General features: G+C 49.2%; 8 protein-coding genes. 7 read left to right on the top strand and 1 reads right to left on the bottom strand.

Annotated features, from left to right (window positions below):
• Positions 1-39: 39 nt before the first annotated feature.
• A complete protein-coding gene (locus FDZ78_RS11135) occupies positions 40-510 on the bottom strand; it encodes an Lrp/AsnC family transcriptional regulator (protein ID WP_107031523.1) in 471 nt (156 codons plus the stop codon).
• A 349-nt stretch (positions 511-859) separates the two neighbouring features.
• Here FDZ78_RS11135 and FDZ78_RS11130 point away from each other — a divergent pair, with 349 nt between their 5' ends.
• The 7 genes from FDZ78_RS11130 to FDZ78_RS11100 all read left to right on the top strand — a co-directional run bounded on the left by FDZ78_RS11130 (position 860) and on the right by FDZ78_RS11100 (position 12466).
• Entirely contained in the window at positions 860-3871 is a 3012-nt protein-coding gene (locus tag FDZ78_RS11130) for a putative LPS assembly protein LptD (protein ID WP_136408566.1), read from the top strand.
• A gap of 176 nt (positions 3872-4047) precedes the next feature.
• A complete protein-coding gene (locus FDZ78_RS11125) occupies positions 4048-4563 on the top strand; it encodes an outer membrane beta-barrel protein (protein ID WP_136408565.1) in 516 nt (171 codons plus the stop codon).
• A gap of 41 nt (positions 4564-4604) precedes the next feature.
• Complete coding sequence (locus FDZ78_RS11120; protein ID WP_107031520.1) at positions 4605-4841, top strand: hypothetical protein; 237 nt, start codon at positions 4605-4607, stop codon at positions 4839-4841.
• A gap of 216 nt (positions 4842-5057) precedes the next feature.
• Complete coding sequence (locus FDZ78_RS11115; protein WP_136408564.1) at positions 5058-5618, top strand: RNA polymerase sigma factor; 561 nt, start codon at positions 5058-5060, stop codon at positions 5616-5618.
• A 71-nt stretch (positions 5619-5689) separates the two neighbouring features.
• On the top strand, positions 5690-6157 hold the full coding sequence (locus FDZ78_RS11110) for a hypothetical protein (RefSeq protein ID WP_107031518.1): 468 nt from the start codon (positions 5690-5692) through the stop codon (positions 6155-6157).
• 35 nt (positions 6158-6192) lie between these two features.
• Complete coding sequence (locus tag FDZ78_RS11105; RefSeq protein ID WP_107031517.1) at positions 6193-6663, top strand: hypothetical protein; 471 nt, start codon at positions 6193-6195, stop codon at positions 6661-6663.
• Between the two features lie 121 nt (positions 6664-6784).
• Positions 6785-12466 (top strand): alpha-2-macroglobulin family protein, encoded by a 5682-nt coding sequence (locus FDZ78_RS11100; protein WP_168182045.1) that lies wholly within the window; start codon positions 6785-6787, stop codon positions 12464-12466.
• Positions 12467-12494 lie beyond the last annotated feature (28 nt).

Genomic DNA, 12494 nt, shown 5'->3' with positions numbered 1-12494 from the left:
GAAGAATAAATTAGAAGTTGTTTAATCAGGGCTCCTTTTTCAGTCGAAGTTTTCGGCCTGGATAGGAATCGGACGCTTGAGCACCTCTTTAAATGAGATAAGAGTTTCGGTGCGTCCAACGGCGCCAAGGCTGATCTGATGTATCACTTCAAGAAGATGCTCGTTGTTGCGGGCGAAGATCTTGGCGAAAATATCATAGCTGCCTGTAGTGAAGTGACAGTCGACCACTTCAGGTATATCCTTAAGCAACTGGACAACCTCATTGAATTTTGAAGAGTCCTGCAGGATAAAGCCTATATATGCACAAGTCTCGTAACCGACAGATGCGGGGTCGATTATTGTCTCAAAGCCCTTTATGATGCCGGACGAAGTCAGTTTCTGTATGCGCTGATGTATGGCTGCGCCTGATACATTAGTCTCACGTGCTATCTCAAGAAACGGCTTGCGAGCATTGCTGGAAAGCATTTTGAGAATCTTGAAATCCAGCATGTCAAAATGTTGTCTTGCCATTAGTTTTAAAATTTGCTCTATAATGGTTTATTAAAAATGCATTTGTATCAATCGGGCCACAGCCCGTTTTACAATGCAAAATTAGCCAAAAAATCACAATTATTAATACAAATCTTGGGTTTTAATTATAAATTTCAATCTTCACGCCTGAAATCCAAACTCTAAACACCGCGCGAATGACTGTTTTTACAATAATTAATGCTGTATATCCCATATGCTCTTTGTCTATTTTCGGATAATGTTATATCTTTGCAGAGATTTTCCTGACAGGTCCTGAGATTTCACCTCCATTCCGAGATCTTCCATTTTCCCAAAGGAACTACGTCTATCTTACTATTAAGGTGCAGTTTTGAGATATTCTCAACTATATATCATCACAATAGTGCTGCTGTGTGCCCTCTCCGTAGGTGCATTCTCGCGCTCCGTAAACCCCGGTTCAATTGCCGGGGGTGTTGATGTCATGCAACCGGAATCCATTCCTTCGCCACAGGCCCAGCCTACAGAAATTGAACCTCTGCCAATATCCGCCGCTGACAGCCTCAGTCCTGACACAACCGAGACATTGGATTCCGACGAAATCATATACCAGAAACCAGCCACCCCCTTTGATGCCACAGCTAACCGCCGGTCAGCGCCTGCGCCTGAGCAAATCGCATCAGCGGATTCGGCTATCCTCAGCACTGACTCTGCCGGCATAGCCGCTGACAGCCTTGCCGGCCAGATAACACGCCACACCTATACCCCTGACAGCACCCGCCGGTCACAGCTGAGCCGCCGTCGCATCACTCCGCCGGAAAAGGGATCGAACATCGTGCGCACAAAGGTAGACCTTGACAATGCTGTCGACTTTTCGGCCCAAGACTCAATGGTGCTCATCGGGCGCAACACCGCATTCATGTATGGCGACAGCAAAGTCAGCTATGGCAACATCAAACTTGATGCCGAACAGATCGAGATGAATCTCGACAACAACACCGTCTATGCAATGGGCGGCGTAGACTCCGTCGGCGACCTCTTCGGCACTCCCGTATTCGAAGACAACGGGACATCTTATGAGGCAAAAACAATGCACTACAACTTCAAGACGGAATACGGCTACATCACCGATGTAATCACCCAACAGGGCGAAGGCTATCTGACAGGCGGACAGACAAAGAAAATAGACGAAAACACTTTCTATGTACAGAACGGCCGCTACACCACCTGCGACAACCACGATGACCCCCACTTCTATCTTCAGCTGACAAAAGCCAAAGTCCGGCCAGGCAAAGACGTGGTCAGCGGACCGGCCTATATGGTGCTTGCCGGACTGCCACTCCCGTTAGCTGTGCCTTTCGGATACTTTCCATTCTCTGAAAAATATTCATCCGGTATCATATTCCCCACCTTTGGCGATGACTACAACCGCGGCTACTATCTCAGTAACGGCGGTTACTACCTCGCACTCAGCGACAACATTGACCTTGCCCTCACCGGCGAGATCTACACCCTCGGCTCCTGGGGCCTGCGCGCTGAATCGCGCTATGTCAAACGATACAAATATTCCGGAGGATTCAACATCTCGTATCTCAAGACCATCACCGGCGACAAAGGAATGCCCGACTATACTAAGTCGACCAACTTCCAGGTGCTCTGGAACCACAGCCAGGACTCAAAAGCCAACCCCAACATGAGTCTCTCGGCAAGCGTGAACTTCACCACCAGCGGCTATACGCGAAACGACCTGAACTCATACTACTCAAACGCTTTCACCGAAAACACAAAGAGCAGTACGATCAACATGACCTACCGTTTTCCCAACTCAAAATGGTCCGTCTCGACAACAGCCAACATCTCCCAGCGCTCCCAGGACTCAAATCTTGCCGTCTCTTTTCCCAACTTCACCATAACCATGTCTCAGCTCTATCCCTTCAAGCGTAAACGCGCTGTGGGTGAAGAGAAATGGTATGAAAAAATCAAACTCTCCTATTCAGGTCAGTTCAACAACTCCCTGACTGCAAAGCAGGATGAATTTTTCAAGAAAAGCCTCATCAAGGATTGGCGCAACGGCATGCGTCACAGCATCCCCATCAGCGCCACCTTTAACCTGTTCAAATACCTCAACCTCACCCCGTCGATCAACCTGACCGACCGAATGTATTCAACCAAAGTCCGCCGGCAGTGGGATCCGAATGCCTCCGCCGAGGTCCTTGACACCACCTATAATTTCTATAACGTCTGGGACTTCAGTGCCGCAGTATCGCTTGACACCAAAATCTACGGCTTCTTCCAGCCGCTGCCATTTCTGGGCGACAAGGTCAAGATGATCCGCCACGTGCTCACCCCCACAATCTCTTTTACCGGATCACCGGACTTTGCATCGAAATTTTTCGGCTATTACGGATCCTACCAGTATCCTGACGCCAAAGGAGAGATGCAGACACGCACCTACTCCTACTTCCCGAACTCACTGTTCGGAGTCCCCGGCCAAGGCAAAACAGGCGCCATAAGCATCTCGCTTGCCAACAATCTGGAAATGAAAGTCAAGTCAGACAAAGACTCGATCGGGGAGAAGAAAATTTCATTGATCGAAAACCTTTCGCTGTCACAAAGCTACAATTTTGCCGCCGACTCAATGCGCTGGTCAAATCTCAACACCTCAATAATGCTCCGTCTGGTCAAGAACTTCAACCTTAACCTCTCGGCAACCTGGGATGTCTATACCTATGCGCTCAACTCAGCCGGCAACCCCGTGCGTGTCAACAAGCTCCGCATATCTCAAGGCAAAGGCTGGGGCAAGCTTTCAAGCACAGGCACTTCGTTCAGCTACACCTTCAACAACGACACTTTCAAAAAGCTGTTCGGCAAAGACAAGGATAAAAAAGACAAAAAAGACAACGGCAAAGCCCAAAGCATGGATCAGGAATTTGCCGAAACAACATCTGACTACGAAAGCCCCACCCGAAAAAGCAGCAAGAAAAATTCCGGCATGGAATTTGACGATGACGGCTACATGAAATGGAGTGTGCCCTGGAATCTCACATTCAACTACTCCGTCAATTACGGCTATGGAGAATTCGACTACAAAAAACTGGAATACAAAGGCAAGATAACTCAAAACCTTTCTTTTTCAGGCAATATCAGACCAACGGCCAACTGGAATTTCGGTTTTTCGGCCAGCTACAACTTCGACACCCGTAAACTCGCCTACATGAACTGCAACATCTCGCGTGACATGCACTGCTTCACCATGCGCGCAAGCTTCGTGCCGGTAGGACCATACAAGAGCTACAATTTCCACATATCAGTCAAATCCTCGCTCCTGCAAGACCTCAAGTATGACAAACGCTCATCATACTCCAACGGCGTGCAATGGTATTGATACCTCATTACATTGGCCCCGGATATTGATATCCTGACAATGAATATATGGCATTGCAATAAACTTTTCATCTCCATTTAGTGTTATTAAACCGAATCCGCATTTGCATCCAATCGCAAATTACCGGATACGATCACCGGAAACTATTATTTATCACTACTTAATAACACCAAGAGATGAAAAAAATTCTACTTATCATGTGTGCTGTTTTAGGGATGGCCTTCGGAGCACACGCCCAGAAAGCACAACTCCAGATCGGTTACGGCGGCTACACTCAGATGGACGCCACTGACATGCACGACGGAGGATCAGTCAACAGCGCATGGGGAGCACTGACCACAGCTGTCAACTTCAAAGTAATGCCCAAAACACACCTTGGTATCTCATACACTTTCTCATCGGCGAGCTACAAGCACTCAGATGATGCGAATGCCTATTACCACGTGATCATGCTCAACGGCCGCTACGACTATTGGAGAAACCGGGTAGCAACACTTTACGGACATCTCGGCATCGGTGTTGACATCACCCACATGGCCGGTGACGACTGGTCTAAAAACAAAGCCTACTTCGCATTCCAGGCCTCTCCACTCGGAGCTGATGTAAATCTTACCCGTGTCACCAGCATTTTCGGCGAACTTGGTTTTGGAGCGCAAGGTCTGCTTCAGGTTGGTGTCCGCTTCAACCTGTAAGCTGAAATCTATGGCGCTTAACCCGCTAATGAATAACAGTCATGAGTGATAAGATTTCCTACGAAGAGCGCAAAGATATGCCGGATTCCGTGTTCGGTCTTCCTGAACGCCGGGAATATCCTATGCCTGACGCAGCCCATGTACGTGCTGCCGAAGCCTACTTCCGATATTGCCCCGAAGATCTAAAACCGAAACTGGCCCGTGCCATACTCCAACGCGCCCAGGACTACGGAGTAGACATCGAAAGCCCGACCATACGGTCATATGCCCGTCAATAATATCAGAGACCATTACATATATATTATGGTTCTATAATCAGACAGCCCCGGCCCTGAAAATTAAAATTTCGGCTGGGACTATCTGCTTACACTGTATTGCCGCAACGGGAGACAATGGCAATCTAAGATCTAAGATTAACATCAATTATGACTATTTTTGCGAACTGATTAACAATTTATTCCTATTTTTGTAAAAATAACATCATCACTTTACAGATGGAAAAAGATCTTAAGCCTGACGACTCGACTCTCGTGGCACGTCTGAGAGACCCCTCGACATGCCGCGCGGCGTTCAATGACCTCATCCGTCTGTATTCCGAGCCGCTTTATCGCCTGATCCGTCGCACTGTCCAGCTTCATGACGATGCCGATGATATCCTCCAGAACACATTCTTAAAAGCCTGGCAGAACATAGAAAATTTTCGTGGAGATGCCAAACTTTCAACATGGCTGTATAAAATCGCAGTAAACGAAAGCATCTCCTATCTTGAGCGTGAGAAAAAAAGACGAGGGATCTCACTCGATGACGATGAATCTCAACTCATAGCTCTCATCCAGGCAGACACTAACATTGACGGCAACGAGCTTGCGCTAAAACTCCGCAACGCCATAGCCACACTCCCTGAAAAGCAGCGCCTTGTTTTCAACATGCGCTACTATGATGACATGAAATACGAACAGATGTCAGAAATCATGGGAACATCTGTCGGAGCCTTGAAGGCATCATATCATCTCGCTGTAAAAAAAATCGAACAATTTTTTGCAGACTCTGATTAAACTAAATTCTGCCCGGAGAGTCTAATCATAAAATTGTAATCAATTTTAAGCTTCAAAAAACAAGAGACACGATGAAAGATATATTGACAAAGGCAGCTCGAAACGACGGAATGACCGTGCCAGACGGTTATTTCGATGATTTTGCCGCACGCATGGCCGCTTCGCTTCCTGAAATGGAATGGGAAAAGCCTCAGCCTAAGGTCATGCCACACACTGCATGGCAGCGGGTGAGACCATATCTGTATCTTGCCGCAATGTTCATGGGTGTATGGTGCATGATGAAAATGTTTGACCTGATGCGCACCGACTCTTCCGGGCTCTCAATTGACAACAATCCTGTCATGACTGCTGCTTTGAACAACGATCACTTTATCAACGAATATTTTATAAACGAGGGAGATATCAGCGAATATCAGCTGATGCAGGATCTCTATGAAACCGGATTTGATCCATCTGTCTGTGAAGAAGAACTGACAGATGAATTCACCGACTCGACCGTGATTCCGGAAAATCCGGAATTCCCCATTTCTGACATCTGACCCATATCTCGTCTTTATCAAACCACCGCACCTTCATGAAACAGATCATCTTTTCCATTGTCTTCTCTATAGCCGCCGCTACAGTTTCACCACTGTCAATCCAGGCTCAGCGCCCGTCAGAGCGTGAACGGGTGACATGGATGAAAGAAATTCAGCAATACAAGAACGATTTCCTCATCAAAAAGCTCGCGCTTAATGATGAACAGAAAACGTCTTTTCTGCCTCTTTACAATTCAATGGAAGATGAAGTCAGAAAAGTTCAGGAGGAAGCCGGACAACTCTACCAGCAGACTATGCGCAAAGGAGACAAAGCTACAGATCTGGAATATGAAAAAGCTGCTGAAGCAGCCTATGAACTTAAAGGCCGCGAAAATGAGATCGAGATGAAATACTTCAAGGATTTCAAATCCATCCTTACGCCACAACAACTCTTTAAGCTCAAGGATGCCGAACGTGATTTCACCCGCCAGCTGATGCGCCAGCATCGCCGCCAACAAAAAAGATAAACCCTTTTACTAAACCTCTTTTTCACCCCCCACTTCTCTATTCCTTTTATTTATGTATGCCAGTAGAATATTCTTTCTGCTGTCTGTTTTCGCATTCCTTTCTCTCTGCAAACCGATAGACATGAATGCACAGACAGCCACCAGACCGGATTTTGCCTATCCCAAAACTGTCAGTCGGCAAGCTGAAAAAGATCTTTCGTCTGCTTTGGAAAAGCATGATGGCCCGGCAACTGTGCGGGCGCTCATTGACTATTATCTCGCTGAATCACGGATTGACGCCCTTAGGAGCGCCAATGCCATCAGCAAAATTGATTCCGTCGCAGCCCTGGCATCCGATCCGGTGTTACGCTCGATGCTTATCATGCTCGAAGCCGACATCTACGCCTCGACCTATTCAGCGGCCCGCTGGAAATATGACAGCCGCGATCTTCCGCTGACTCCGTTGCCCGAAAATTATCAGGAATGGAGCGGTGAACAGTTCCGGATGAAAATCAACTCGCTAATCGACACTGCCCTTCTTCCGGAGTCAGAGCTTAAAGCCACTCCGATCAAAACCTATGCCACTGCCCTGTCACTCGGAAAGAATCTCAGCGCCCGCAATGAGACTCAGATCTACTATCCTTCCATCTTTGACTTCATAGCCAACAAGGCCATAGGACTGCTGAACGAGACCGGACGCATGAGCAATATCCTTTCATGGGGACTGCTCACACGTCATGACCTATATCTCAAAGTGCCATTCAACCGCTTCGACCCGACAGCAAGCAGAATCCTTGACATATATGCATCTCTGCTAAGATTCCATGACTCGGTCTCAGCTCCATTCATCATTACTGATATCAACCGTCTGGACTTCATCACTTCACACGTATGGAGCGGAGACAATCTGTCGTCTTCGCCGACAGAGCGCAAGTCAGAACTGCTCAGATCTCTATATGAAGAATACAGCACGTCTGAATATTCCGGAGACATTCTTCTCGCAGTCAGCTGCAATGACTCAGAAATAAAAAAATGGCTGGCTGAAGCTATTCGCCACAATCTTAAAGCATTTCCGGCATTCCGCCGCAACAACAATCTCAAGAACACCCTTTCAGAGATCGAAATGCAAGGGATAGAACTCTCCTACCCTACTGTCTCAGCGCCTGATTCGGAAGTTACGTTCAGACTTTCCGTTTCAAACGTCAAGTCAGGCAAGCTATATATATATAATGTATCGTCCTCTCCCATCGCCGAACAAAGTTATAATTGCATTGGTCTTCCATCACTGAAACCATTGGCTGTAATTCCGTTCAGCGCATCGGCCTCTGCCGCTATTCCGTTTAATGAAGAACTGACTATCGGTTACAGGTTCAGCAGTCCCGGTCAGTATGTGGCTATCGCGACTATTGACGGAGCTCCGCAGAAAAGCCGTAACTGGTATCATAAAATCCACATTTCCGATTACTCCATAGCCGCTTCATTCTTTGACAAGACCGAAGTCTGGGCACTTCGTGCTTCAGACGGAGCTCCAGTAGAGGGGGCGAAAATATCAGTCATACCGGAATCATCACGCAAAACAGGAACTCCCCGTCTGATCGGCACCACCGCAGCTGACGGCTCTGCCAGTTTCCCGCAAAACGGCTATGCTGTGATGTCTAAAGACGGTGACCGCTTTGCACTGCCACTCTGGATCTATAACGACAACAATCGCCGCAATTCTCCCGAATGGCGACAGACATCGTCAGGCTACCCCTCTCTTCCGCTCTATCACCCCGGCGATAGTGTGGAATGGATGGCTATATGCTATGAATATAAAGGTCAAGAGCATAGGCCCCTAATCAATAAAGAGGTTACAGCAATTCTCCGCGATTCAAAATACCAAGGCATTGACACTGCGAAAATAACCTCCGATTCTTACGGGCGCGTGAACGGACAGTTCACTCTGCCTAAAGAAATTTTGAGCGGAAATTTCTGCATTTCAATAGACAATAACAATGACCCGGTCCGCTTCATGGTGAGCGACTACAAGCTTCCTACATTCAAAATCATACTTGATCCTGTAGAAAAAGACTATCCGGCTGCCGGTGACGTCAGCCTCCGCGGACGCATTCAGACCTACGCCGGCTTCCCGCTCGCAGACGCAAAAATTTCTGTGACCCTTGCCGCCATGCAGCCGCTGCGGTGGTGGAATCGCTCTGCACCTGTCGCATTCCAGACGTTGGAAGCAAGTTCTGATGGATCAGGCGAATTCGACATCGTGATTCCGAAATCCACACTCGCACTCAGCCCGATTCCCGGCGGCCTGTTCAACGCCGAGGTATCAGCCATGTCAAATACAGGTGAAAGCCAGATTGCCACAACAGTATTTTCAACCGGGATGCGTTATGCCATCAGGGCATCTGTGCCTGCCGATATTGACATCTCAGCTCCGACCACAGCCATAAAAGTAGAAGTCACGGACTATCGAGACTCTATCGTAAAGATGCCGGTTGACTTCACAGTCATACGTGATAATGCAAAAGTATTCAATGGCTCCATCATGCCCGGCAAGCCCGTCATAGATCTCACCGGAGTAAAATCAGGCAGCTACAGACTGGAATTCTCCATAGCTGATTCAACTTTGGCTGCTCCGGTTTCACAAGACGCTGTTCTCTACCGTCCCTCAGACAAAGAAACGCCCACACCTTCCAAGCTGCTATGGTATCCGTCAGCAGATGTGAAAGCCTCGGAGACTTCAGGTGAAGGCGAATGGCTATATGCCGTCAACTGCCCGACCAACCTGCTTGTCACGCTCCACACTCCTGACTCCATACTATCACAGTCATGGGTAAAAGCCAATGCCGGAATGAACCGACTGAAACTGCATCTGCCCGACAGACTTGAATCGGCAACTATAAGGATAGCCCTCACCGGCAACTACCGGAATGAATCGGCCTCTCTTACTCTCAGACGCGATGTCAGAGCCAAGGCCATACACTTCGTTGCAGAATCTTTCCGCGACCGCACCATCCCCGGCTCGGAAGAGACCTGGACATTCCGTGTCACCGACCGGTCAGGCCAAGGCCGACAGTCAGCTGTCATTATGGACATGTATAACACCGCGCTTGACGCACTTGCAAAAACAGACTGGGATTTCACACCGTCTACATCCTGGGGCGGAGGCTATTCATTCAGGTGGTCTCAGCCGGATCTTAACGCCAAAGAATATCAAAGAGTCTACTACCGCCCAGGCAAACTTTTGACCGAAAACAGAATCACAGCACCATCCTTTGACACCTATGGGCTCCCTGTATTCAACAGATTCGCATTCACAAGCGGCATCCGCATCCGCGGCGCAAGTCTCTATGGCTCCCGTAGCATTAAAGCCGTTGATGAATTAAATATAGTCAGAGAACACTCCGAAGAGGTTGTTGTAGAAGAAGCAGCTATGGACTGCGGAGCCGCCGTGACATCAGCCACAAATTATATGGCCGCAGCAAAAATGGCTGACAACACAGCCTATGATGACGAACGCGTTGCCGAAAGCGGGTCTGGAGCTGAGCAAAAATCAGCAGGAGAGGCACCTTTCACATTCAGAGACCGGGAAGTCCCGCTCGCCTTCTTCAAACCGATGCTTGAAACCGCCGCTGACGGACGTCTGTCACTGACATTTACCGTTCCAAACGCCAATACAACCTGGGGACTTCGGGCCGTAGCATTCACCGACTCGTTGCTTTCAACGACTTTCATGTCTGAAGTCACAGCCTCCAAACCGGTTATGGTCCAGCCCAACCTTCCGCGCTTCCTGCGAGTCGGCGACAAGGTCATTATCGAAGCCTCAGTCATGAACGGCAGTGATGAAAGACTGTCGGTCAGCACCACAGTCGAGCTGTTCGATCCGGCAGACGGCAGCACACTTGTCTCCTATAGCCGTCCGGATTCGATAAATCCCGGCAGCGCAACCACTGTCGGCATAGAATTCATCGCACCGTCTGACATGCCCCTTGTCGGTTATCGCATCAAATCAGCATCTGACCGCTTTGCTGACGGCGAGCAGACCCTGTTGCCCATCCTCCCGGCTGTAACCCCGGTCATTGACACCTATCCGTTCTATATAGCACCGGATCAGGGAAAATTCACCATGACCCTCCCCGTCACACCCGACAACGTCCGGATTACGCTGCAATACTGCGACAATCCGACATGGTATGTGGTCACAGCTCTCCCCGGTCTGCTCGAACTTGAAGCCTCGACCGCCAATGAAGCCGCAGCCTCCATTTTCTCCGCAGCCATAGCCTCAGGTCTCCTGCGAGACAATCCGGATCTTGCCGCAGCACTCAAAGAATGGAACTCAAGCAATAAATCAGAGGGCATGCTGACATCAATGCTCCAGCGCAACGAAGATCTGAAGCAGATTCTGCTCGCAGCCACTCCCTGGATGACAGATGCCAAGAACGACACCGAGCGAATGAGCCGGCTGGCACTGCTGTTCGACGGAAAAACAGTCAGACAGACAATCGCTGCCAACATCGCTACCCTCCGTAAGCTCCAGCGCAACGGAGGCGGATGGGCTTGGTATTCGTCAGGCAAGGAAGCATCTGCCTGGGCAACCGAAAATGCACTCCTGCTCTTTGGCCATCTGCTTGAGCTCGGATTCCTACCGGATTCACGCGAACTTAATTCCATGATCATTTCAGCGCTGAAATGGATGGACAAGGAAACAAGACGTGATTACAACAAGCATCCTGACGGAGATTACACCTCATATGTCTATATGCGCGGATTCTACCGCAATCTTTCAGGCGCACCGGCGGCTGATTCAAAGATTGTCGGCCAGACAGTGCAGCGCATATTGTCAGGCTGGAAGACTTCATCCGTCTTCGACAAAGCTGTCTATGCAATGATCCTCAACCGGAACTCCTATCAGTCCGTCGCCCGAAACGTACTTGCCTCTCTGAGCGAATATGCGGAGTCATCGCCTGAAAAAGGGATGTGGTGGCCGTCGCTCGACAACATGACCATCTGGTCAATGGGCAAAACCGGCACTACAGCCCTGATTCTCGATGCGTATGCAGCGATTGATCCGTCATGCAAGGAAATAGACCTGATCCGCCAGTGGCTGATACTCCAGAAAGAAGCGAAAGACTGGGGCACATCCGTCACTACATCCTCAGTGATAGCATCTGTCCTCTCTACGTCGCGCAACTGGATCACCCCGGCCGGCCGCACCAAAGTCTCGGTCGGAGGCAAGACAGTTGAACCGTCTGACATCGAACGTCTGACAGGCTCATTCCGTGCGCAACTGTCACTGAAAGCAGGAAAGCCATCTGATCTGAAAGTGAGCCGCAGCGGCAACTCCCCGGCATGGGGCTCGGTCTTCTATCTCTATACTGACTCCATGACATCTGTCAAGGCGGCCTCCTGCCAGGCGCTTTCTGTAGAAAAGAATCTTGTGCTCAAAGGCAATGCCGGCGAAAACAACACATCTTTCGCTGACACCCTGAGAGTAGGACAGCGGATCAGTGTGACACTCACACTTAAAGTAGACCGCGACATGGATTACGTCACCATAATCGATGAGCGTCCGGCCTGCTTCGAACCGGTTGAGCAGTTACCGGAGCCGATCTTTGCAGAAGGCATCTACTTCTACCGCGAGAACCGCGACTCTTCAACGAGAATCTTCATTGACCATCTGCCCAAAGGCACCTATGTGCTGAGCTACGACATGTGGGTAAACAATGCCGGACAGTTTGCCAGCGGCCTGGCCACAGTCCAGAGCCAATATGCCCCGCAGCTATCGGCCCATTCAGCCGGCTCTCAGCTCACTGTGACACCGGCCCGATAAAACATCCGAAATCCGTCTCCACCACGGC

Source organism: Duncaniella sp. B8 (genome assembly GCF_005304985.1).
GTDB lineage: Bacteria > Bacteroidota > Bacteroidia > Bacteroidales > Muribaculaceae > Duncaniella > Duncaniella muris.
This window is presented reverse-complemented; position numbering and strand designations above follow the sequence as displayed.

Excerpts from the sequence above, each read along its gene's own strand:
- FDZ78_RS11135 (WP_107031523.1), bottom strand. The coding sequence starts at position 510 with ATGGCAAGACAACATTTTGACATGCTGGATTTCAAGATTCTCAAAATG.
- FDZ78_RS11125 (WP_136408565.1), top strand. The coding sequence starts at position 4,048 with ATGAAAAAAATTCTACTTATCATGTGTGCTGTTTTAGGGATGGCCTTC.
- FDZ78_RS11120 (WP_107031520.1), top strand. The coding sequence starts at position 4,605 with ATGAGTGATAAGATTTCCTACGAAGAGCGCAAAGATATGCCGGATTCC.
- FDZ78_RS11115 (WP_136408564.1), top strand. The coding sequence starts at position 5,058 with ATGGAAAAAGATCTTAAGCCTGACGACTCGACTCTCGTGGCACGTCTG.
- FDZ78_RS11110 (WP_107031518.1), top strand. The coding sequence starts at position 5,690 with ATGAAAGATATATTGACAAAGGCAGCTCGAAACGACGGAATGACCGTG.
- FDZ78_RS11105 (WP_107031517.1), top strand. The coding sequence starts at position 6,193 with ATGAAACAGATCATCTTTTCCATTGTCTTCTCTATAGCCGCCGCTACA.
- FDZ78_RS11100 (WP_168182045.1), top strand. The coding sequence starts at position 6,785 with ATGAATGCACAGACAGCCACCAGACCGGATTTTGCCTATCCCAAAACT.